Origin of the sequence: Pseudaminobacter soli (ex Zhang et al. 2022) (assembly GCF_014595955.1) — a bacterium.
GTDB classification, from domain to species: Bacteria; Pseudomonadota; Alphaproteobacteria; order Rhizobiales; family Rhizobiaceae; genus Kumtagia; species Kumtagia pseudosoli.
Map to the genome: position 1 here is coordinate 1 of NZ_JABVCF010000006.1, position 22,447 is coordinate 22,447.

The 22,447-nt window shown below is 62.7% G+C and carries 17 protein-coding genes and 2 pseudogenes; 6 read left to right on the forward strand and 13 right to left on the reverse strand.

The annotated features are described in order from the left end of the window. Positions 1-649: 649 nt before the first annotated feature. The gene (locus tag HUI96_RS12220; protein WP_188254946.1) at positions 650-2,119 is read right to left on the reverse strand and encodes an RES family NAD+ phosphorylase; all 1,470 of its coding nucleotides are present in this window, start codon (positions 2,117-2,119) and stop codon (positions 650-652) included. Between the two features lie 321 nt (positions 2,120-2,440). Between HUI96_RS12220 and HUI96_RS12225 the strand changes: the two genes are divergently transcribed. Further along, positions 2,441-3,817, forward strand: a complete 1,377-nt coding sequence (locus HUI96_RS12225) for a hypothetical protein (RefSeq protein ID WP_188254947.1) — start codon at positions 2,441-2,443, stop codon at positions 3,815-3,817. 779 nt (positions 3,818-4,596) lie between these two features. Here HUI96_RS12225 and HUI96_RS12230 read toward each other — a convergent pair. The 8 genes from HUI96_RS12230 to HUI96_RS12265 form a co-directional block, all read right to left on the reverse strand. Continuing rightward, positions 4,597-5,550 carry a DUF6615 family protein gene (locus tag HUI96_RS12230; protein WP_337918270.1) on the reverse strand — a complete coding sequence of 318 codons (954 nt, stop codon included), beginning with the start codon at positions 5,548-5,550 and terminating at the stop codon, positions 4,597-4,599. A gap of 909 nt (positions 5,551-6,459) precedes the next feature. Next, a complete protein-coding gene (locus tag HUI96_RS12235; protein WP_188254949.1) occupies positions 6,460-7,473 on the reverse strand; it encodes a 2-dehydropantoate 2-reductase in 1,014 nt (337 codons plus the stop codon). A gap of 1 nt (position 7,474) precedes the next feature. Then, the gene (locus HUI96_RS12240) at positions 7,475-8,983 is read right to left on the reverse strand and encodes an acyl--CoA ligase (RefSeq protein ID WP_188254950.1); all 1,509 of its coding nucleotides are present in this window, start codon (positions 8,981-8,983) and stop codon (positions 7,475-7,477) included. Between the two features lie 44 nt (positions 8,984-9,027). After that, entirely contained in the window at positions 9,028-9,681 is a 654-nt protein-coding gene (gene ehuD, locus HUI96_RS12245; protein ID WP_188254951.1) for an ectoine/hydroxyectoine ABC transporter permease subunit EhuD, read from the reverse strand. 3 nt (positions 9,682-9,684) lie between these two features. Further along, the gene (locus HUI96_RS12250; RefSeq protein WP_188254952.1) at positions 9,685-10,338 is read right to left on the reverse strand and encodes an amino acid ABC transporter permease; all 654 of its coding nucleotides are present in this window, start codon (positions 10,336-10,338) and stop codon (positions 9,685-9,687) included. Positions 10,339-10,368: 30 nt separating this feature from the next. Beyond that, on the reverse strand, positions 10,369-11,250 hold the full coding sequence (locus HUI96_RS12255; RefSeq protein ID WP_188254953.1) for a transporter substrate-binding domain-containing protein: 882 nt from the start codon (positions 11,248-11,250) through the stop codon (positions 10,369-10,371). Positions 11,251-11,355: 105 nt separating this feature from the next. Then, positions 11,356-12,942: a gamma-glutamyltransferase family protein gene (locus HUI96_RS12260; protein ID WP_188254954.1), complete on the reverse strand. Its 1,587-nt coding sequence runs from the start codon at positions 12,940-12,942 to the stop codon at positions 11,356-11,358. Then, a complete protein-coding gene (locus HUI96_RS12265; RefSeq protein WP_188254955.1) occupies positions 12,942-13,403 on the reverse strand; it encodes a VOC family protein in 462 nt (153 codons plus the stop codon). The genes HUI96_RS12260 and HUI96_RS12265 overlap by 1 nt, the downstream gene beginning before the upstream one ends. A 208-nt stretch (positions 13,404-13,611) precedes the next feature. Here HUI96_RS12265 and HUI96_RS12270 point away from each other — a divergent pair, with 208 nt between their 5' ends. Together HUI96_RS12270 and HUI96_RS12275 are read left to right on the forward strand one after the other, a co-directional pair. Further along, positions 13,612-14,367, forward strand: coding sequence for an SDR family NAD(P)-dependent oxidoreductase (locus tag HUI96_RS12270; protein WP_188254956.1), 756 nt, complete (start codon positions 13,612-13,614; stop codon positions 14,365-14,367). Continuing rightward, positions 14,364-15,677: a glutamine synthetase family protein gene (locus HUI96_RS12275; protein ID WP_188254957.1), complete on the forward strand. Its 1,314-nt coding sequence runs from the start codon at positions 14,364-14,366 to the stop codon at positions 15,675-15,677. The genes HUI96_RS12270 and HUI96_RS12275 overlap by 4 nt, the downstream gene beginning before the upstream one ends. 156 nt (positions 15,678-15,833) lie before the next feature. On the opposite strand, the gene HUI96_RS12280 is transcribed toward HUI96_RS12275, so the two are convergent. After that, positions 15,834-16,490 (reverse strand): GntR family transcriptional regulator, encoded by a 657-nt coding sequence (locus HUI96_RS12280; RefSeq protein ID WP_210320149.1) that lies wholly within the window; start codon positions 16,488-16,490, stop codon positions 15,834-15,836. Between the two features lie 134 nt (positions 16,491-16,624). On the opposite strand from HUI96_RS12280, the gene HUI96_RS12285 reads away from it, so the two are divergent. Together HUI96_RS12285 and HUI96_RS12290 are read left to right on the forward strand one after the other, a co-directional pair. Further along, entirely contained in the window at positions 16,625-17,590 is a 966-nt protein-coding gene (locus HUI96_RS12285) for a thiamine pyrophosphate-dependent dehydrogenase E1 component subunit alpha (protein ID WP_188254959.1), read from the forward strand. A gap of 1 nt (position 17,591) precedes the next feature. Beyond that, positions 17,592-18,596, forward strand: a complete 1,005-nt coding sequence (locus tag HUI96_RS12290) for an alpha-ketoacid dehydrogenase subunit beta (protein WP_188254960.1) — start codon at positions 17,592-17,594, stop codon at positions 18,594-18,596. Positions 18,597-18,738: 142 nt separating this feature from the next. Here HUI96_RS12290 and HUI96_RS12295 read toward each other — a convergent pair whose 3' ends face one another. Beyond that, a complete protein-coding gene (locus HUI96_RS12295) occupies positions 18,739-19,716 on the reverse strand; it encodes a hypothetical protein (RefSeq protein WP_188254961.1) in 978 nt (325 codons plus the stop codon). Positions 19,717-20,561: 845 nt separating this feature from the next. Further along, positions 20,562-20,689, reverse strand: a pseudogene (locus HUI96_RS12300) (polyketide cyclase); the annotation flags it as partial. Positions 20,690-21,039: 350 nt separating this feature from the next. On the opposite strand from HUI96_RS12300, the pseudogene HUI96_RS12305 reads away from it, so the two are divergent. Next, positions 21,040-21,306: pseudogene (locus tag HUI96_RS12305) on the forward strand (winged helix-turn-helix transcriptional regulator); the annotation flags it as partial. A gap of 174 nt (positions 21,307-21,480) precedes the next feature. Here the strand turns inward: HUI96_RS12305 and HUI96_RS12310 are convergent. Next, positions 21,481-22,380, reverse strand: coding sequence for a LysR substrate-binding domain-containing protein (locus HUI96_RS12310; protein WP_188254962.1), 900 nt, complete (start codon positions 22,378-22,380; stop codon positions 21,481-21,483). Positions 22,381-22,447: the final 67 nt, after the last annotated feature.

Genomic DNA, 22,447 nt, shown 5'->3' on the forward strand with positions numbered 1-22,447 from the left:
TTCCCACTATACATGACCGCATAGAGACGTTCGGTGTGACGGATGATCCGTCCGATAGCGTCCCGGAGCGCGTCAAGATCGGACTCGGCCCGGTTCTGTCGTCGCCGGCGCTCGGCCTGCCGCTCGGCCGGCGTCATAGGTGCCTCTGGGTTTTTCCGCGGACGACCGCGCGGACGCTTGGCTGCACTGGTGTTAGGCATCGTTTCGCTTCGAGTAAAGTTAGTCACTATATTCGTGGTGATAACGCCGCTCATGTCAAGATCATGGCACGTGCGATGCTGCAGCTCGACACCACCGCGGCTGCCCGTCACGGTGCGTGTCCCGCGACCGCACCAGTCCGCTGCCTAAGCGAACTACTACGACACTGATCATCTAAACCGCAAAAGTAGGACGGCCTAGCGGGACGTCGCGCTCATCCTTATTCTGATTTCGGCGTGCGGCCACTCAGGGTTGCAACTAAACATAGCCGGAGGGCAGCTTTCCACTCCAAGCCGACTTGCGTTTGCCAAGATGTGAACGGCCGCTTCGCGCCCAATCCCGGTCATTCATCCCTTCAGAAACTTCACCGGAAGCGGACATGCTTGCCACCTAAGCGATCTTGGGTTGCTCCGCGCTCTCCACCGGTACTCTTCCCCGGTGACCTACAATTTCAGAATGGTTCGTCCTTTGCATCGAGCTTCGCCCATCGATATCGCCTGACCGTGTGCTCATCCGTCTTGAAGCTGACGGCCTCCACGACGTGCACCGTGATGCCTGCAGGATCGACCTTAAGCGTGATCTCGCGGTCGTCGTAATCCGTCCTCAGATCAGCCCAATCGATGGCCAACGGATCGAAGAAGCTGGGTGTCGCCGGCCTCTCCGGCTCTGGCTCCGGCGGCGGCACGCGCTCGATTACGGTGTACTCGCGTTCGGGACCATCCGCTGTGTCATGGCAAGTATCAGCACTGAGGTCGGCGCCTTTGGGAATATCCATCTCTTCGGCGCGTGACGCCTTTTGAAAGAGCACCACGTTGACGCCCTCATTGCCGGCCTGGACGGACGGGAAGATGATCCCGTCCAAGGGAACTTTCCCTTCGGTAGCGAGATAATCAGCGATGGCCTGCGTCGCCAGATATTCACTGTCCTGGTCATCGGGCATGACGGGCCGCGAGATGCGCCCTGTAAGCTTGCGCAGGAACATCATCCGGCCCAGGCGCCGCGCGTAGCCCGGATCGAAGATGCTCCCGCCTTCGCTGATTTGTTCCAGCTTGTTGAGGTCAAGCAGGCGAAGCGGCCGAACGATCTCAAAGCGGGCGATTGCCACCTGGCTACCGACGGGCGGCCGTACCTCCGCCAGAGCGATATGAGGCTCGGTCGCGCCGTAGAATGTCGAAATCCCCTTGGCGTTCATGCGGCCGGCGGCCGCGAGCGACGATGGCGGTGCGCTCATTTCCCGGTCGGGGCGCATCAAAGCGGCCTTCAGCCTGTCATCCGATTGGAAGGCACGCGCACGGTATAGCTCGCTCAGGGCCGTACCCGGCCCGGCATCGACAATTAGAGTTTCGTTGTCACGCGTGCGGAGCTGATCGATGTCATCGAAGAGCGCGGAGAGCTGCGCAGCAGCCGTTCGGCTGAAGAAGCGCGCTTCGGATTTTATGGTCCGCTCAAAAAGTCGCCAGCCTTCCTGCCACTCTTCATCGCCCGGCATGATCTCTTCGTAATGCGCTTCTTCAGCAAAGGGCGTTTCCTCGCCCATCTGGTCCATTTCGAAGTCGCCGTGCTCATCGGCCAGAATTGCCTGGATGTCGCCAGCGGCCTCCTCGGGAATGTCGGCGGCATTCATGATCGCACAGATCGTCTGCTCGCCCTGCCGTTCCCATGAATAGTCGATCTCCGGATCCTTCTGCATGGCCCACTCGAAGCCATCGGGATCGGTGGGGGTGCGTGTATAATGATCCTCGAAGGCGTGTTCGATGCGCCCAGTTATCTCTTCGAGCGTGTAGGATTTTCCGCACTCGCCGCAATAGTGGCAGACCCGATCGGTGCCATCACGGCTGATCTCGCCGGAGAGATATTCTTCCCCGACGCAACCAGCGCAGATTGCCTTCTCTTGCAGTTCTTCTACCTGCCAATGCTCCATCCCAACTCCTTCATCGTCATGCAACTTTACCAACTGCGCGCATGCCGATCACGACAAAAAATGTCCGACCGGGCGGGGGGCGGGATGGCGGCGAGCTCGACAGTTGGTTAGACCGGTGCCGTCGCTGCCGCCTCCAGAGTGCGACACCGCCAGGGGCTCTGGAGGGCGTGGCTGAAGTTTCCCAGCGCCAGCTTGAATTCCCCAGCAAACACTGCGTAAATTTTTCGAATCGCCGCTACTTGGGGGGAGCCGGTGCGACCACCAAAGAATGCCTGGCCGAATACGACGGGAAGTAGAGGTATCCTATTCTTTGCACAGCTGATGAGTGAGATGCTCATCCCGACTACCTTTGAAAGCTTCCGCGTCTACTCTCTGGATACGAACGCGCGTCTGAAGGAAGCGCTCCAACTTTGCGATGATGTGAGGCGGGAGCGGGTCCCGCAGGCAGTGCTGGAACCAATTGTCGAAGAGTTGACCTGGTCTTTCGGGAAGGACTCGGCCGCAAAAGTTTTAGCGGAGCAGGAAATCGCTTCGCTATGTAAGATTATGAAGAGTAAAGGCTTTTCCATCGAGGCGATGGCTTCCCACATTCGCCTGATCTTAAAGCTGATTTCCAGAGCCTACAAGAGTAAGCTGGAAGAGTTGATCCTTGCCTGTTTCGACCAGCAGAACCAAAAAATCGAAGTTCGTAAGCTTGCTGGATTTTACTGTAGCCACCTCATCAATCTCGGATACTCACGACGGCATGTCCTGAGCGTTGTCGATGAGTTCTTTTTCTCGGAAGACATCCAGCGCATCGGCCGCAGCACCTTGTCCAAGTTCTTTCGCGAGTTCGATGGCAAGGAGAAGCGTTTCATTGTCCTCGCGGCCGTGACACGGGACCTTGGCGCCTACCTTCAGAGGCTCGGTTACGTGATCCGCCCCATGGAGGACTTCGAGGATGAGCAGATCGATACTCTCCAGCTGAATCCTAGCCATGAAAACCTGCCCGCCGTTCTTGTAATTCAGCTGTCCCACCTGGACCCACACGGGGCCATGGATTCCTGCTATCAGATGCTCAGTGCCCAGCGGGCGATTGCCTACCTCGATCCCTACGGGATGCAGGTCGAGTGGGGCCACACCATGCATGTTACCCGACTGCGGGCCCAGCAGGGCGTGGCTATCACGAAGGGCGACTTCCTCTCGGCACGAAAGCGAACGGCAAGTGCCAAGACGCCGATCCGCAGTAAGACGATCAGCAACTACGCGCGGAGCATCAGCGAGAATTTCGATGCACCTTCAACCGAGCGGCTGCTTAGCTCCATCAGGACCGCCGCACTGGCGCGGACATCGGGCAGCCCGGAGAACCAGCTCATATCCCTCTGGTCAGCCGTGGAGGTCCTTCTGAGCGAACCCAAGGACGAAGCGAGAATCGTTCATTATGCATCCCTGATCGCACCATGCATTGTGTCCCGTCATAGCCGCCGACAGGTCAATGCGGTCTATGAAGAACTCCTCATCGGACACCGAACGAAACTCAACCGGCTGCTGCGGGCAATGCCGGACTACAGGGAAATGCAAGGCTACCGGGCGTTCTCACAGCTCATGTTCCTCCCCGAGCACGCCGACCGCCGGACGATCCTGACCGGCATCCTAAAGGACAACCCTTTAGCACTTCACAGAGTTTGGAAGCTCCAGAATGACTATATAAGGATGTGAAGTCGGCAAATCGGACGATTTGCGACCATGCGGACCGCGTCCGTTGGCAGATCCATCGGGTTTACAGGGCGCGTAACCAGCTTGTGCACGCCGGGCGGACGCCGAGCTACCTAGAGTCGGTAATACTCAACCTGGCCGAATACTATCGGTCTTCGATCGCTACGATCGTGAATCGAGCCAAACAGGAGGACGGGAAGTCTGACATCGATCAAATCGTTGCCGAGATCGGCATCAAGTACGGCATTTTCCGAGACGCGTATGCCGGCCGAGCAGCGACTCCCCTGACCTCCGAACAGGTGGCGATGCTTATGGACTGGCTTTAGCTCGCATCAGAAGGGCCGCTTCTAACAACAGCATCTCGTAAGCTGCCAGTCCGTTCTCGGCCGCTCAAGCCGGCAATCGGGACCCGAACGAACGGCAAGTTCTGGGTAACGACAGCAGCGAGCCAAACGGCGAGGAAGGGGGTCGGCTGCCGAATGGCAGCTTTCTCAGTTTCTCAGCCCGAACCGGACAGTCAGCAGACGGCCCCAAACCTACCCAACGGATCCCTTTGAAGAGCGGTGATCAAGGATTCGTCTTGGTCCCAATTGGACGGATAGCGGATGGCCGGTTTGGGTGGCTCACTTACGGAAGCGGACACTCAATCAAGCCGGCGAACTTCCGCTCTGCATCGCCTATTTCGGTCGCCCGGTGGGTGTGCGATGCCGAAGGCCCGCGGCTCACTTATGTGGGAATGCCAGGGGTAGCGGCTACGGACCGTCCGCGACTGCCGTCGAGGATCAGTTCCCCGCCGAACCGCCCCTTCTGCGCCGAACCGCGGCGCGCGCCTGTTGAAACTGCGGATCCTCACTCGTCAGCGGCGTACTGAGTATGACCCTCGGCCGTTCGAGCGCGGCACGGTCCTTCTCTGTCATCTCACCAGCAATCCCACGGCGGATATGGTCAGGGACGCCTTTCGACGGTCGGACCGCGAAGTCCGGATCGGCCGTCCGTGCGATCTCCCCGCGGACCAGATTGATCCGTTCGGCGACCAACTCAGGGTGAAAGGCCATTGCTAGATAGGTGATTGGGGCGAACGTGCCGGGAAGCAGGAACTCCGTCGCAGGTTCTCCTGGTGGCGGCGGTGGCGCCGGCTCGTTGACGATCGGCCAGCAGAGCAGGTCGGACAAAGTCAGGAAGCCGGCGCGCCAGTGGCTGACCTTCTTCTCATTGCGCTTACATCCGCCGATCACCGTGCCGACAATGTCGCGCGCAAGCCTTATGTTGATTCCTTCCACGCCCGGAAGTTGGCCGGCCACCTGCTCAAGCGCCGACTGAGGGTGATAGAACATGTACAACGGCAGCGTATCCATCCCATCCGGTTTGGACGCGGCATAGTTCACCAGCGTCTGCGCCTGACTTCCTTTCGGCGTCCCGTGATCAAGATGATCGTAATACCAGTAGGTTGATCCGTCCTTGAGCTTCGCCCGCTTACAGCGCTTGGCTTGGATCATCAGGCGCAGATAGCTACCACCGCCGACCTCGTGCGGCGCGGCGTAGATCCAGTCCATGTCCGCGCCAGTGACTATCTCGTCGGGAAAATCAACGCGGACGCCATGCGGCTGGAGAGGCGTAAGTCCCATCATCAGTAGATCGGTCGCAGTCTCTTCACGGAAGTTGCGCGTCAAATCCCGGTCGCGTTCCAGCAGCATCGCAAGGTCGCGCGGGAAGCGGTTGGCGAATTCGCAGAGCATTGGTCAGCAGGTCCCCCGTTTCCGGTTCAACAGGTGGCACAGATACTCTGCTCACGTCGACAGCGTTATGTGCAGGCTCGGCTATTTGCGGGACGCACTCTGGCGGCTTCGATGATGCTGCCAAGGTCGCGCGCCTTTCCTTCTGCCATGCAACCCTAACCGGACATTCTGCTGTCGCCCCGAAGGGCAGCTTACCGCGGGGTGGTCCTCAAACCGGACAGTCCTCTTCCGGCCCACCACCGCCAATTGGAGTGTGAGGCAGCGACGACCACTTTTGGCGGATGCGACTGCCCTACCCCGTCCCCGTTGTTGAGATGCGATAAATCCCACGCTGCCGATTGAAAATTTAATTGTGAATTTATGGTCCACACAAACTGAGCAGGACCGTTGAGCGCGAGCCTGAAGATAGCGTTCTGTAGACGGGCGACCTCCCTGAGCCGACCGCTTAGCATCCTCCGGAAAACTTTCCGGCTGTTCTCAGGGATAAAACATTGCGTATGGTAGGAACACAACTTTGGGTATGGATTTTATTCCTATCAAAAAAACCTCTTCTTATCAATGCATTCCGCGTGATCGAGGATACAACTTTGCCTCTCCGACCATTGAAAACGTAACAACAATTGAGAAACCCAACCAAGTCTTGGCCAAAAGGCACAGAAGCTGGCCATCCTTGAAGTTAAAAATGACCAACGCTTAGAAAGCTAGGGTCAACGAAATTTCCAGGCGTTTCGACGCCTGGAAATGCACAGAGGCACAAAAAGGGATCAAAGAGAAGAGGCTGACTGGAGAAGCAATAGCTCATACGGTAATTGCGAAACTGGGATGGGCACGACTACCAGGCTCGAATTGCCATGTCTCCATGAGCCCCGATAGCGGGGCGGCCTAACGGCGCGGCCTTAACGCCGGGGATTATATCACCGCCTCGAGTCCGGGCTTACGGTCGTAGAGCCCAAGCACCTGGCCCTGCAGGCGCAGCAGCGCCGCAATCGCGTCGAGCGTGGGGGTCGGGATGGCCAGCCGGCGAGCCACTTCAAGCACCGAAGAGACGAGCGGGTCGATCTCCATCGGCCTTCCCAGTTCCACGTCATGGCGGGTCGAGGGCTTGTGGCCGACAATGTCGGTGCCGCCCTTGATGCGCTGCTCGATCGTGACTCCGAAGCGCGCGCCCACGGCCTCGCCTACTGCCTTGCATTCGACCATCATGTCGTGAATCAGGCGGCGGCTGGCATCGTCGGCGCCGATAACGTCGAGGCTGGCACCGGTCAGGGCCGAAACGGGATTGAAGGAGCAGTTGCCCCACAGCTTGATCCAGATCTCGTCGCGCAAGCGCGGTTTCCTTGGCGCCCTAAGGCCGCCGGCGATCAGCATTTCCGAAAGAAGGCGCAGGCGCTCGCTGTCGGAACCGTCGGGCTCGCCGAGCGTGAAGCGGTCGCCGCTGGAGTGATGGATGACGCCCGGCTCCGGCACGTCGCATGCCGGATAGACCACGCAGCCGATGGCACGCTCGGGGCCGAAGAAGTTCCACTGCGCGCCGCCCGGATCGACGCTCTCCAGCCAAGTCCCATCCAGCGGCGTGCCCGTATTCGCGCCATGAAAATACCACCATGGCAGACCGTTCACCGCCGGCACCACTGCGGTGTCCTTCCCCAGCAGCGGCACGAAGCGCTCCACCACCGCCGGCACGGCATGCGCCTTCATGCCGACGATGACATAGTCCTGCTCGCCCAGTTCGCGCGGATCGTCAGTCGCCGTGATACGGCAAGTATGCTCTTCTCCGTTCTTGCGCAGCGTCAGCCCGCGGGAGCGGATAGCCGCCAGATGCGGGCCGCGCGCCACCACCGAGATGTCCGCGCCGGCCTTCGCCAGCGACACGGCGAGATAACCGCCGATGGCACCCGCCCCAAACACGCAGATCCTGGCCATCTCACTCCTCTCCCAGGCCCAGCAGCCCGGCCAGCGCGATGCGCTGGACCTTGCCGGTGGCGCCCTTCGGCACCTCGTCGAGGATAACGATCCTGCGCGGCACCTTGTAGGCGGCAAGCGTTTCGGCGGCAAAAGCCTGCAACGCAGCCGGCTCCAGGGTCGCCCCCTCCACCAGCACGATTGCAGCGGCCACTTCCTCGCCCAGCGTCTTGTGTGGCATGGCGAAGGTTACCGCCTGGCGCACCGCAGGATGTTCCAGCAAGACGTCGTCCACCTCCAACGGCGAGACCTTCTCGCCGCCGCGATTGATGATTTCCTTGATGCGGCCGGTGATCTTCAAATAGCCGTCCGCGTCGAGATAGCCCTGGTCGCCGGTGCGGAACCAGCCGTCGACGAAGCTCGCTGCATTGGCCGTGGGATTGTTCTCGTAGCCTGAGGTGACATTGGTGCCGCGGATACACACCTCACCTTCCTTCCCGGTTGCGAGCGGCGCGCCGTCGGCATCGAGGATGCAGATCTCCGGTCCGGCCGCCCTGCCCACGAAGCCGGGCCTCTGCTCGCCCGGTGGCAACGGGTTGGACGCCATCTGGTGCGAGGCTTCCGTCATGCCGTAGGCTTCGATCACCGGGCAATGGAAGGTTTCCTGCAGGGCCTTGAACACGGCAGGCGGTAGCGAGGCCGAGGACGAGCGCACGAAGCGCAGCTTCATCTGCGCTACCGCCTCGGGATTGCGCTCGGCCCGCTGCAATATGGCCTGGTGCATGGTCGGCACTGCGGAGTACCAGCTCGGCTTCTCCTCCGTCGCCCAGCCGAAGAAGCGAAGCGCATTGAAGCCCGGCGTGCAGCAGACCGACGCACCAGCCCCTGCCGAGGCCAGAATCACCGCCATCAGTCCATGTATGTGGAACAGCGGCATGATGTTGAGACAATGGTCTTGCGCCGTCAGTTGCAGGGTGTCCGCAATGTTGCGGGCGGAAGCGAACAGATTGGCCTGCGAGAGCGGAACCACCTTGGGGCGAGAGGTGGTGCCGGAGGTATGAAGCACCAGCGCCTCGTGGTCCGGCGAAGGTGGCACACAACCGGCCTCCTCGGACCACAGCGAAAAGGCGCCGGCCGGCGCATCGGCCTCCACCTTCAGTTCCGCAACCGCAACGCCCAGCTTTTCGGCCGCGGCACGCACCGGATTGTCCGACCCGGCCTCGACCAGAACCAGCTTCGGCCGCAGGTCAGAAAGGTAGAACTCATACTCGGCCTGCTTGTAGGCGGGGTTCAGCGGGGCCGCCGACAGGCCGGAGGCAGCCGCCAGGAAGGCCGCTGCCATCTCCGGGCCGTTGGGCAGCACGATCGCCACGCGGTCGCCCGCGCCGATGCCCCGTGCAGCCAATTGCCGGTGGATGCGCCCCACGAGCTGGCGCAACTCCCTATAGGTCAGCCCGCGCCGTCCCGGCGCAGTCAGGACTATGGCGGTGTCCGGCGCCGCCCGAAGCAGGGATAGGACGGTGGTCTTCAAATCGGTTTCCCCTCTGGATTGTTGCAGCGGTCCTCAACCAAATTCTAGCGCGACCTTTCTCGCTCCTCGAGATTTGCGATCATCAGGGACGATCCGTAGCTGATCACGAAGAATATCAAGGCCACAAGCGTCATGACCTCCAGATATCTGAAGGACTGGCCGGCAATGAGGTTTGCGGTGTTCAGCAACTCATAGACGGTGATGGTCGATAGGAGCGGCACTTCCTTGAAAAGCTGCACGAGATAGTTCCCCAGCGCCGGCACCATCGGCCGAATGGCCTGAGGTAGAACGATCTTGCGCCAGACCACCCAGCCCCTGAGTCCGAGCGACCAGGCGGATTCCCACTGACCGCGCTGCACTGCCAGAATACCCGTGCCGAACACCTCCGAGGTGTAGGTGGCATAGTGCAGTCCAATCACAAGTATGCCGGTCGGCTCCGCCGGAAGCTGGATGCCGATTTCTGGGAGAACGTAGTAGGCGAAGAAGAGCTGGACGATGAGGGGCGTCAGGCGGATGAATTCCGTGTACGCGAATATGCCGGCGACGAGGCCGCGACGCTTGGATAGGCGCAGTATCGCAAAGCCGAGGCCTACGAGCAGAGAAAGACCGAAGGCTAACACCGCGATGCGCAGAGTGGCCAGCGTCGCGCCGAAAAGGGCCGGAAGTATCTCCCCTATGTAGGCGAAGTCGATGATCACGCCTCAGGCCTCTGTCTGCCAGCGGCGCGCGCGCCGGTCGAACGCCCGGGCGCCCCAGGCGATAGGGGCGGCCATGATAAGGTAGAGCACCAGCACGGCTCCGAAGATGAGGAACGGGTGGCCGATCGAGGAAACGGCTTGGCGGCCGGCAAAGGTCAGTTCGGTGACGGTGATGGCGCTCAGCAGCGCGGTGCCCTTCAGCAGGTCCACCATCAGATTGCCGAAGGGTAGGATAGCCCGGGTCAATGCCTGCGGGATGAGCACCTTGACGTACGTAATCCACACCGGCAGTCCTAGCGCGTGGCAAGCTTCGCGCTGGCCTCTGGGAACCGCCTTCAGTGCGCCCCGGACGATCTCTGTGCCATAGGCGCCGATATTCAGGGCCAGAACTGCCGTGCCAGCCTCCAGCGCGGAAAGCCGCACGCCGAGCATGGGTAGGGCGAAATAGGCCCAGTAGATCTGGATGAAGGCGGAGGTTCCGCGGAAGAACTCCACATAAAGCCCGATGGCGAACCTCAGGATGGGGTTCGCCATCTCTCGCAATGCTCCCGCGGCCACGGCGATGGCGAGGCCGAGCGCACCCGCCTGGACGGCGACCAGAAGCGAAATCCACGCCCCCTTCAGCAGGGCCGGGAGCACATAGGTCGCCGCATCCATTGTCACTCGCCCATGCCGGTCGATGCAGCGCTATTTTCCGCAGATGGCGTCAAGCGTGGGCGCGTCGGGGCCTGGCCTGTCCGCGGCGGTAAATCCATAGGGGGCAGTGACCTCCCCCAGCTTGCCATTGGCCAGTTGCTTCGCGAGTTCGGCGTCGAACGCTGTCTTGAGCTCCAAAGCGTCGAGGCTGAATGCGAAAGCCGCATAGAATTCAATCGCGCCCTCGTATTTGGTCGGCTTCTGCCAGGAAGACAGCCGCTCGAACTGGGCCTTGTCCAGTTCCTCGGAAATGAGACGGATGGTGCTCGAAGCCTCGACGATGACGTCGACGCGGCCGCTGCGCATGCCGGCGGTCATGGTCGTGGTATCGGGGAAGCGCGTGATCCTATCGTCGGCCAGCCCTACGCTCTTGGCGATCTCGTTGGGCGTCGTGCCGGCGATGAGGCCGACCTTGACATCCTTGCTGACGAGATCGTCCCAGCCGCCGATGCCCTTGGGGTTTCCGGCGGCGACGATCGCCGACTGGCCCTCGATGAGGTGAGGCGTCGCGAAGGCGATCTTCACGCAGCGCTCCGGCTTCACGAATATCGGCAGGCACGTGTCGATGCGCCCCGCCAGTATCGCCGGGATGAAGGAGTCGAAATTCATCGCCACGCCCTGGACCTCATCGATGCCGATATTCTTGGCCACCGCCCGGGCGATGTCGATTTCGGACCCGACCAGGTTTCCTTCCGCGTCAGTATAGTTGTAGGGCCGCTCGCCGTTGAAACCGTAAAGCAGGTATTTGCGCTTGCGTATGTCCTCCAGGCTGGCGGTCGCCGCCCTCGACACATGCGGATACATCGACAGCCCGAGAGCCGCCGCCCCTGCGAACTTCAGAACATCCCGCCGGCTTCTGACATGATTTCCCATTCTACACTCCCCTTTGCGGACCTTTTATAGGCCTTATCTGGCTACATGGATAATTGGATACGTTCCATCGCATGTTGGCAAGGAGATTCTTCGCCAAGCATCCCCTCAATAACCCAGGGCGCATCCGTCCTTTCGCGGATCGGAGCCTGCCGCGAGCGTGCCGCTATCCCAGTTGATACTGATCATCTGGGCGCCTCCCAGCGGATCGGCGGCCGGGACCAGTTCATGGCCCCAGGAACTGAGCGTCTCGCATGTACGCGGGTCCATGCCTCGCTCGACCTCGACCCGCCCGCTGACGGGAAGGTAACGCGGGGCGTCGCATGCCGCCTGGAGATCGTAGCCGTGGTCCTGGACCGCCGTGAGCACATGCGCATGGCCCATCGGCTGATAGTCTCCGCCCATGACGCCGAAGGACAGCACGGCCCGCCCATCCCTGCCTACCATTCCCGGAATAATCGTATGCATGGGGCGGCGGCCGGGGCCAATCGCATTGGGATGATCGCGATCGATACGGAAACTCACACCGCGATTCTGAAGCAGGATACCCGTTCCGGGCGCGCAGATGCCGGAACCGAAGGAGTGGTAGATCGAATTTATGAAGCTGGCCACGTTCCGGTCGCGATCGACCACGGCCAGATAGACGGTGTTGGCGCTGCCGCCGGCGACCTTCGGCAGGTCGGGGTTCATGCGGCGCGGCAGGATGCCCGCGGCCAGGCGGGCGATCGCATCCTTGTCGTCGAGAAGGTCCAGAATGGCTCCGCTCCGTTCGCTATCGCCAAGCAGCCGGTCACGGTAGCCATAGCTGATCTTTGCCGCCTCAATAGCCAGATGGGTATGCTCCGGCGACAGGAAATCGAGATCGCCGGCGCCGCAGGCATCGAGCAGTCGCAGGATCATCAGCGCGACCACCCCCTGCGTGTTCGGGGGCATCTGGAATATCCGGTTCGCGCCCCTGTCGATGGAGATCGGCTCGACGAATTCGCCGGCCGTCCGGGCGAAGTCCTCCATCGTGTGAAGACCGCCGCGGCTTTGCAGATGAGCCACCATTGCCTGCGCCAGCTCGCCCTCGTAGAAGCCTTTCCTGCCCTTCCTGGCGATGAGGTCGAGCGAACGGGCGAGCGCACCGTTGCGCATCACCGTTCCGGGTTCCGGCGCGCGACCGCAGGCGAGGAACAGCGACCGCGCGCTGGAGTCGTTCTCCAGCCGGGCGGCGGCGACCTGCCACTCCGCCGCCACGCGCTCGTGCACGACATAACCGTTCTCGGCATAGCGGATCGCCGGCTGCAACAATTCCGCGAAATCCAGCCTGCCGAACCGCCCGTGCAGGCGCCACCATGCGTCGACAGCGCCGGGGATGGTGACGGCATGCGCGCTGTCGTCTGCGATCTTGCCGATCGCGCGTTCCTCGTACCAGCCGATCTCCGCGGCCAGGGGAGCCCTCCCCGAGCCGTTGAAGGCGATCGGCGGCATCTGGCCCTCGGGCGCGTAGAGAGCGAAGCAGTCACCGCCGATCCCGGTTTCAGGCGACTCCACGACAGCCAGGACCGCGCTTGCGGCAATTGCGGCATCCATCGCGGTGCCGCCGCGACGCAGAATATGGAGGGCCGTGCTGGTTGCGAGCGGATGGGAGGTCGCTGCCATGGCCTCCCCGGCATAGACGGCCGAGCGGCCCGGCAAGCTCAGTTCGCGCATCAGGCATTCCCCCCTGCAATTGCTGCGCTCTCAGGCCGCGACGCCTCCTGGACCTCCAGGAAGGCGTGGAATGGTGTGCGAAGGTAGACTGCCTTGCCCGCCTCAAACTGGGTGATGGCGCCAAGCTGCTCCGCGCCCAGCACATAAAGCCGCGCGAGCGTGGCCTCAAACTGATCGACCCTGAACGCGACATGGCCCATCCCGGGCGTCATCGGATGGGACAGAGTGCGGCCGACCTGCTCGTGACGGAAGGCGATCAGCTCCAGCCTGACGTCCCCGCCTCCGCACACAAGCTGAGCGATATCGCAGCCGGCTTCCGGCAGGCCCAGCATGGAGGCGATCTGACCGGTCATGCCACGTTCGATGAAATGCGTGATGAAGCCGAGGCCTTCGCAGAAGAAGGTGATCGCCGCATCGAGGTCGGAGACCGCAAGCGAGAGATGGTCGAGGCGTACCGCCATATGCACTTTTCCTTCGGATACGGTCGTGACACGCTTGGCAAGGCTTTCAGATAAATGTATCCAAGTATCCGAAATAGCATGCGCTATGTGGAACAGGAAGAGGCTTGATGGAGAATCTGTGGGCACGCCGGTTCTTCGCCGGTGATGGCCGGCCGGAACGGGCATGCCGGCGCTTCGCGGGGGGCGCGAAGCTGGAATGGGCGCGAGCATGAGGGCGCCTTCTACCGGGCGGGGCCTGCCGCCACTCCTCGCCGGCCGCCGCGCCGTCGTGACCGGCGCAGCCAGAGGTATAGGCAAGGCGGTCGCCGACGCGTTCGAGGCGGCGGGCGCGCAGGTCGTGCGCCTGGACATCGCCGCATCGGGACCGGTACGCGGCTGCGACGTGACCGATGAAGGGTCAGTGTCGCGGGCCTTCGAGGAGGCGTCCGCGGCCGGGCCGATCGACGACATCGTGCATGCCGCCGGCGTCGCCACGATCGGCGCGGTAGCCGACATGAGCGTGGCGGAGTTCCGCCGCGTGCTCGACGTCAACCTGACGGGAGCCTTCCTGGTGGCGCGCGAGGCGGCGCGGCGGCTGCCCCGCGGCGGCAACCTGGTCTTCGTCGCCTCGCAGGCTGGCCTAAAGGGCGGGGCGCTGTGGGGGGCCTACAGCGCCTCGAAGGGTGGCCTCCTGCGGCTCGCCGATTGCCTGACGGAGGAACTCGCTCCAAAGGGCGTGCGCGTGAATGCAATTTCGCCCGGCACGGTCGACACGGAAATGGTCTCGAAAGCAATCGCCGATCTCGCCACCGAGACCGGAACGGACGCCGAAGCCATAAGGACGCGATACCAGGCAGGCATACCGATGGGCCGCTTCGCCCGCCCGGAGGAGGTCGCCGACGTGACGGTGGCCATGTGCTCCGGCCTCTTCTCCTATGTCAACGGGTCCAACATAGTCATAGACGGCGGGGAGCTTTCGCGATGACTTCAGCCAGCGTCGGTCGACAGTTCACTATCTGCGTGCCGGACAATTGCGGCCGCCTCATCGGCAAGCGCCAGCCCGCTGACCGACTCGCGGAGGCGAAGGAAAGCGGCATGGCGATGCCGAACTTCCATCTGGTCACTGGACTGGAGAACCAGCCTCATCTGTCGCTCGAAGTCACCGGCGTCCATACCGGCTTCCGTAACGGCACGTTACGGCCCGACCTGGAAAGCCGCTTCCGAGTGCCGGGCGACGGCAATGTCGACTACTATTTGGCCGACGCGTACGACGCCGGCCACGCGGAGGTCCCCCAGGCGCCCCGTTCGATGCTGAAGCGCCAGCTTGGCCGGCTCGCCGAGGCCGGCCTGACCGCCAGCATGGCCTCCGAGCTCGAATTCTATCTCTTCGACCAGTCCTTCGCGGAGCTTGCCGAAGCTGACTACAGGACATTCCGCCCCTTCCATCATCGGAATGCGGACAATGATCTCTTCGTCACCGGCATCGCAGGACCGTTTCTCGAACAGATGGTAGAGGATCTAAGCGCCGCCGGCATCAGCGTCGACCAGATCCAGGGGGAAGGCGGCGTCGGCCAGCTCGAGATAAATGTCACGCCCTCGCACCCCCTGAAAGCCTGCGACCAGCACGCGATCTTCAAACATGTGGCCAGGACGCGGGCCTTCCTGGCGGGGCGCTCCATCACCTTCATGGCCAAGCCGTTCGACCATTCGGCCGGCTCCGGCGGACACATCCATCTGTGCCTCAGGGACGCCGAAGGCCGCACGCTGCTCACTGAAGGAGAGACGCCCAGTGGCCGGGCCGCATCGTTCATCGCGGGCATCCTCGCCTATACGGGCGACTTCATGGTGATGCATGCCCCCTATGCCAACTCCTACAGGCGGCTGCGAAGGGGCAACTTCACCCCGGTGAACGGCACTTGGGCATGGGACAACCGCACCTGCCTCGTGCGCCTTACGGGCGCCGGCAAAAGCGCTCGCTTCGAATTCCGCCTTCCGGGCGCCGACGCAAACCCCTACTTTGCCTATGCCGGGCTGATCGCGGCAGGCCTGGCCGGGATCGAGGCCGACCTGCCCTTGCCGCCCGCGACGGCCGGCGACGCCGGCAGCGCAGACCTGCCGTCGCTGCCGTCCGACCTGACAGAGGCGATGGCCGCCTTCCGCGGCTCATCCGTGGCGCATGATGCCTTCGGACCTGCCGTCCATCGCCACCTTGCGGGACTCGTCGCGGAAGAACTCGAAATCACGCGCACACATGTCACCGACTGGGACCGTCGTCGCGGGTTCGAGGCCGCCTGAGGCGCAGCAGCGGGGACGCTCGCCATCCTTGCTCGCGCCTCGATCTGTCCGACGGGACGATCCCCGCTGTCCGCCTCGTCTCTGTCCCTTCATGGCAATTCCATGTGGACAGACGCTTCACCCACAATCTGCCACACCAGATGCCGGAACTAAACGCTAGTTCTGCTCTCCGAGGGGCATGGCCCTGATCAGGTCGTAGGCGGTACTCAGCACGTGTTCACGGATGACAGCCTCGGCCACTTCCGGGTCCCCTTGCCGGATGACGTCGATCAGCTTCTGGTGGTCGGCCACCGCATCGCCCGACTGCATGATGCCGAGCACCATCCGCAGATAGGGCTCGACGGCAGTCCGCAACTGGCGCACTTCCGTGAAAAGCCGCATGGCGTCGCTCTGGGCGCAGATGAAGTCGTGGAACTCGTTGTGCCGGTCGATCCACAGGTCGGGATCGTCCTGGGCGCGGCCTAGCCTGACCAAATGCATTTCCAGGGTTGTGAAAGCGTCCTCGTCGAATCGCTTCATCGCGCGCTTGATCGCCACCCCTTCCAACACGGAGCGCATCTCGAACAGCTCCAGGATTTCGTCCGGCTTCAGCACCGTGACGATGGCGCCGCGATTGGCGCGGATGGTGAGCAGGCCTTCGCTGTCGAGCTGCCGGATCGCCTCGCGCACCGGCATGCGGCTGATGCCGAGCTGCGCGGCAATGTCTTCCGCCTTAATTCTTTCCCCGCTCTTGAAGTGGCCGCTGCGAATCCTTTCGCGCAGGAAACTGTAAGCCTCCGCCCACGCGGAAGAGGGCGCGGAAGTGCCTTTCAACGACATGCCTTTCAACTGTTCACCTCGATCTTGTCCGGAATCCAATCCGGCCGAATCCCGGCTCGATATTGACAGCATAATAAGAAATTGGATACAAAAATCCACGTATGTAAATGCCGCTTCAAGGTGAATCCGTGCCCGCCAACGAACCGTCTTTGATTGAATTGTATCACACGATGCTGGACATGCGCCATTTCGAGGAAGCGTGCCTGGAAGGTGTGCCGACCCGTGAGATACACGGCGAACTGCACACCGGGATCGGCCAGGAAGCGGTCGCGGCGGGCATTGCGCCTTGGTTGCGCGGCGATGACGCGCTGGTGAGCACACATCGCAATCATCTGCACGGTCTGGCCAAGAAGGTCGATCCCTACCGTCTGATGGCAGAGATCTTCGAGAAAGATACCGGCCTGTGCAGAGGGCGCGGCGGCCATATGCACCCTTTCGATCCGGAAAAGCGCTTTTCGGCCACGGGTATCGTGGGTTCCTCGCTGCCGGTGGCGCTGGGATTTGCTTATGCGGCGCAGCTTGAAAAAACCGATGCAGTGGCGGTCGCCGTCATCGGCGACGGAGCCTCAAACACCGGCGCCTTTCACGAATCGCTGAACATGGCGGCCGCATGGAAGTTGCCGCTCCTGGTCGTGGTGGAGCACAACAGCTATGCGATCTCGGTGCGGTTTTCCGAGGTCTCGGCCACCCCGACCGTCGCGGAGCGCGCGCCGGCTTATCGCATGTGGGCTCGCCATGTCGACGGCACAGATGTCGAGGCCGTGTCAGAGGCCGCGGCCGAGGCCTTCGCCCATGTGCGCGGCGGCAGCGGGCCCGCGATGCTGGAGGCCACATGCTTCCGCTTCCGCGGCCATTATGAAGGCGACCACGACACCTACCGTCCCCGCGACGAGCGCAAGCGCATGCTTGTCGAAAACGATCCTCTCACCTTGGCTGAAAAGCGCCTGACGGAGCTCGGGCTGGCCTCCGAGGAAGAGATGGCCAGATGGCGCGAGGCGTCCCGTACGCGGGCCCGCGAGATGCTGGCCCGCGTACGCTCTGACCCTCTCCCCCCGGCTTCGGAACTCCACCGCTTCAGCTTTGCAGGCATATGACATGAATTCGACTCCCGTCCGCAATCTGCGCTTTTCCCAGGTGATCGGCGAGGCGATCTCGCTGGAAATGGAAGCCGACGAAAAGGTCCTTCTGCTGGGCGAAGACATAGGCCGCAGCGGCGGCGTCTTCGGCGTCACGCGGCAATTGCAGGCGCGCTTCGGCGAAGCGCGGGTGCGCGATACGCCCATTTCTGAAATGGCCTTCACCGGCATGGGCGTGGGGCTGGCGATGGCCGGCTACAGGCCCGTCGTGGAGATCATGTTCGTCGACTTCATAGGCGTCTGCCTCGAGCAGGTGATGAATGCGATGTCCAAGATTCCCTACATGTCGGGCGGCAATACGCGCGTGCCCATGGTGCTGCGCACCGCCGGTGGCTGCATCGGCTCGGCCGCGCAGCACTCGCAGTGCCTGTGGGGGCTGTTCGCTCATCTGCCCGGCATGGCCGTCGTGTGCCCCTCCTCGCCACATGACTACAAGGGCCTCATGGCGGCATCGATCCAGTCGGATGACCCCGTCGTGTTCATTGAGAACAAGCGGCAGCTCAACAAACTGGTGTCGTCGTACCCGCTGGACGCTTTCGTGCCCGAGGAACGGTATACCGTGCCGCTCGGCAAGGCGAAAGTGGTGCGCGAGGGCAGCGACCTGACGCTCGTCACGATTTCCGCCTCGGTAGGAGACGCACTCGTCGCTGCATCCAGGCTCGAAGGCGAAGGCGTCTCCGTCGAGGTCGTAGATCTCAGGACGCTGGTTCCTCTCGACATCGCAACGGTCGCGACGTCTGTATCCAAGACGGGCCGGCTGCTGGTCGTAGACGAGGATTTCCTGAGCTTCGGAATGAGCGGCGAAATCATCGCGCGCACGCTTGAGGAACTGGGCACGGCAGCCGTGCGCCAAGTAAAGCGGCATGCCATGCCGGATATTCCATTGCCAGCGTCTATCGCTCTGGAACAAGCCGCGGTGCCGTCCGCTGACTCCATAGCCGATGTAATCCGGTCGATGTCTTAAGACCGCAACTGCTGCTGCGATGGTATCATTGGACGACCGATATCGGCCGAAAGCTGTCAGTCTGCTTTCGGAACATATTTGGCTGAAGCGGACATTCCGCGGACGACCCTTTGCAGTCATGGCACCAGGCGCCGTAGATGGCTCAATTAAGCCCTTTACGAACATTCCCAACGACAAGCTCGCTGTCGTCCGTCAGCCATTCGCGATCGGGCTGCCGGTTCCTTCCGGCAAGGCGCGCCGCCACCGACCTGACCCACCCGTCTGGCGACAGCAACATCCAATCGGCCGCGGCCCATATCAGGCAACAGGTCATGAAACTCAGAGAGAGCAGAAGGCGCTCCATGCTGTCCAGCATAATAAGTTCCCGCCAGAGCGCAGCCGCGCCTACGAAGACAGCGGGCACCCGGCTTGCCAGGACCAGATCCTTGCAGAGGCTGGCAACGCGCGATTGGACGAAAGATCCTTGCCGCGTTGCCATACCGCCCAAGGCACTGCCGAATTTCCCCGCTGCGTGCAGCACGCCGGCCGAAACCGCAAGCCACGGATTGCCCATCATGATCAATCCGGCTCCGAGCAGGATGGCGCCGATGCCGGAAAGCACATCGCCCTGGCGATTGAGCCTGGGATTGGGCGCTGCACCGTTCGACCAGGCCTTCGTATAGGCGATGCCGCCCCAGAAAAACACGACCGTGGCGGCGGTTAGTGCCGCCGCCGCCGGACTTCCCGCAACATGGGCAATACCGCGGTCCCATGCGCTGGCCCTGTCATCTTGAGCAACATCCGCCGCGAGCGCGATGCCAAGCCCGACGATGAAGCCAAGTGCATTACCCAAATTGTAGAGCATGCCGGGATCCCGCACGCGGCTCCCGACCTTGCCAATCCCCGAGTTAAGTGCAGCGAGGAAAAGCAGCGCATTGGCGTGCACTCGTAACATGATCACCCCATCGTCATGAGTCGGTTGGCTGTCGGCCGAGATGGCTTCTCTCTGAAAATCGCCGCCGGCCGCATCGCGATCTGGATATCGGTCATCACTGAAAGGTCGTGTCAGCCGGGCCAGGAAAGCGGGTGCCCGGAGCCGGGGACACCACGAAGGCGAGGTGACGGTCCCCCAGCGAAGCAAGTTCACACCCGGCGCGGTAAGACGCTGTGCGATTGTCGACCCAGACGGCAGGCCGGCCTTCTGCGGAGGCATTGAACATGGGGCAGAACGGCACGCTCTCGCGGCGCAGCATCGCCACAGACTCGCTCTCCACCGCATCGCAGACGGTGAGCACCACCGCCTCGACCCGGGCGTCGACGAGCGCGCAGCCGCTGCAGCCGTTTCCTGGTCCGGGTCATAATCCGACGTTGCCAGGATCAACGGGTAGCCGGCGGCTGCGAAGCGGCTCTGCACGCCGTGAATCGCTTCGGCGAAGACCAAATTCGCGATCGAAGGCACCAAGCAGCCGATCGCACCGCTGCGGCTGCGCTTCAAAGCCCGGCCAAGTTCGTTTACATGGAAGTCGAGATCGCGGACGGCAGCCTGGACGACTACACGCATGGCGAGGCTGACCGGGTCGGTGCCCTTCAGGACACGGCTGTAGCAAGACCGCATCCCGCCCTCCTCGGCACATCGCTGTTGGTCGCCACAGTCACCGGCTACGCCTCCGCTTGGACTTGCGGAAACGTAACCAGTTCCTTACGACAGCTTGATGACGGTCACGGACGAACCACGCCGACGTGAGGTGGCAAAGACCATTGGCGTCACAGGCCGGTGAACAGGAGCAGGAAGAGCGGGAGCAGTGGCGAATAGACCACCAGGGCGGGAGGCTCCCCCAGCCCCATGGCGACGAAGTTGGCGATGACGGTCACCGTAAAGGCGATCGACAGTCAGCGGTGACCCTGCCGAATCCAGTTGTTCCAGTTCATGGTGACTTCCCTTGAAGTTGAGCCGAGCGGATCGGACGACCCGCTCGGCGACGGCGTTCAACCGATCCGCGCCAGGACCTGCTCCAGGTTAGCAAGGAATCCGTGCCACCCCGCCTTGGCGCCCCCAAAGCCTGCTTCTGATCCGGCCGGAAGCCCACCTGCTCCATGCGCAGCAGGGTCGCCGAACAGTGAGTGCCGCGCACATCAGGCATTCGGTAGCTAGAACCTGGTCTTTGCCACCGAATGCCGTTTCGGATTGCGGGAGAGGCGCCCACTACTGAGTGCCCCCCGCACAGAGATCCGGATTCGGCAGCAAACGCCCCCAGACTTCAGCGGGCCGATCCAGTAGTTTCCTGGGAGGCAGGAAAAGAAGCTGGAGTCGATCGGAACGTTCCCTCCGCCGGAGGCGCTTTCCCAGACCCTGCCCGGGCTTGCGGCGGTGCCTACTCGCCGAGGTCATTTGCCTACAGTCCCGGGATCGGCTCTACACACTCTTTCGTGCCATACCGGCCAGGAGGTAACCATGGCAGACGTGATGAAGAGGCTGCCGGCGCTCCCGGCCGAACGGGCTCTGAAGGTGATCTGCGGGCGCTGGAAGGCGAATCTCCTCTATCATCTGTCTGACGGCCCGAAGCGGCTCTCGGGGTTGACGCGACCGGTCTCGGACGTGAGCCAGAAGGTGCTGATCCAGCAGTTCCGCCGTGAGGTCTTCCGTCAGGTGCCGCCCCGCGTCGATTACTCGGCGACCGCGCTCGGCTTGAGTTTGGAACCTGTGCTGCGCGGGCTGTGCAAGTGGGGCCAGCGGCATGCCGCGGAGTTGAACGAGCTAGATCGGCGCGCCGCATGCACGGTCAGGCCGCCAAGCTCAACGATGCCTCGGCACGCTGTCCGCCAGGAGAACCTCCCTTCACTTTCGGCAAAGCCGCAGCGTTTGTACAGCCAGCGCGGACGGGCCAGTGGAACGGATGTGACGTGTTTAGTTGATGGAGCCGTCCGCACGCAGGCGCCCCGCCGCGAAGTCGACGAAGGCCCGCACCCGGGCGGAGGCCTGCCGCCCTTCCCGGTGCACGAGGTGGATGGGCACCGGCGCGGGCTCGTACGCGGCCAGCACGATCTTCAGCCGTCCCGCCGCGAGCTCGGGCGCGACCATGTAGGACAGGACCCGCGTCAGCCCGTGCCCCTGCACGGCGGCGATGATCGCCATCTCGGCCGTGTTCACGTCCAGGCGCGGCGACGGCCGGACCTTCACCTCCGCGCCGCCATCCCGGAATGACCACTCCGGGGAAGGGGTAATGCCCTGGAAGGCGATGGTCCGGTGGCGGGCCAGAGCGGCGGGCTCCTGCGGAATGCCGTGCTCGGCAAGGTAGCCTGGCGACGCGCAAACGAGACGCCGCACCGATCCCACCTTCAGTGCCGTCATCCCGGAGTCGGGCAAGTGGGCGATGCGGACCGCCACGTCGAGTCCCTCCTCCATGAGGTTCGCGACCCGATCGATGAACAGAGTACGGGCACTCACCTGGGGGTGGCGGCCCAGGAAGTCGAGCAGGATCGGGGCGACGTAGAGCCGCCCGAACAGGACCGAGGCGGTGACCGCCAGCTGACCCCGCGGCTCCCGGTGCGAGCCGGACGCCGTTTCTTCCGCCTCGTCGATCTCGGCCAGGATGCGTCGGCAGTCCTCGAGATAGCGCGTGCCGGCCTCGGTCAGGCGCACGCTCCGGGTGGTGCGGTGGAGGAGCAGAGTGCCGATCCGTGCCTCGAGGGCGGCGACCGCCCGCGTCACCACGGGCGACGACAGTGCCAGCCGCCGCCCTGCCGGGGCAAAACCCTCCTCCTCCGCGACGGCCACGAACACCCCCATCGCCTGCAATCTGTCCACGGCCGATTATTCCCCAATCAGGAATGATGCATTGCCGAAAATGAACATTCATCTCTTCCAAGACAAG

Coding starts and splice junctions, on each gene's coding strand:
- HUI96_RS12220 (WP_188254946.1), bottom strand. CDS start 2,119: ATGGAGCATTGGCAGGTAGAAGAACTGCAAGAGAAGGCAATCTGCGCT.
- HUI96_RS12225 (WP_188254947.1), top strand. CDS start 2,441: ATGAGTGAGATGCTCATCCCGACTACCTTTGAAAGCTTCCGCGTCTAC.
- HUI96_RS12230 (WP_337918270.1), bottom strand. CDS start 5,550: ATGCTCTGCGAATTCGCCAACCGCTTCCCGCGCGACCTTGCGATGCTG.
- HUI96_RS12235 (WP_188254949.1), bottom strand. CDS start 7,473: ATGGCCAGGATCTGCGTGTTTGGGGCGGGTGCCATCGGCGGTTATCTC.
- HUI96_RS12250 (WP_188254952.1), bottom strand. CDS start 10,338: ATGGATGCGGCGACCTATGTGCTCCCGGCCCTGCTGAAGGGGGCGTGG.
- HUI96_RS12255 (WP_188254953.1), bottom strand. CDS start 11,250: ATGGGAAATCATGTCAGAAGCCGGCGGGATGTTCTGAAGTTCGCAGGG.
- HUI96_RS12260 (WP_188254954.1), bottom strand. CDS start 12,942: ATGCGCGAACTGAGCTTGCCGGGCCGCTCGGCCGTCTATGCCGGGGAG.
- HUI96_RS12265 (WP_188254955.1), bottom strand. CDS start 13,403: ATGGCGGTACGCCTCGACCATCTCTCGCTTGCGGTCTCCGACCTCGAT.
- HUI96_RS12270 (WP_188254956.1), top strand. CDS start 13,612: ATGAGGGCGCCTTCTACCGGGCGGGGCCTGCCGCCACTCCTCGCCGGC.
- HUI96_RS12275 (WP_188254957.1), top strand. CDS start 14,364: ATGACTTCAGCCAGCGTCGGTCGACAGTTCACTATCTGCGTGCCGGAC.
- HUI96_RS12290 (WP_188254960.1), top strand. CDS start 17,592: ATGAATTCGACTCCCGTCCGCAATCTGCGCTTTTCCCAGGTGATCGGC.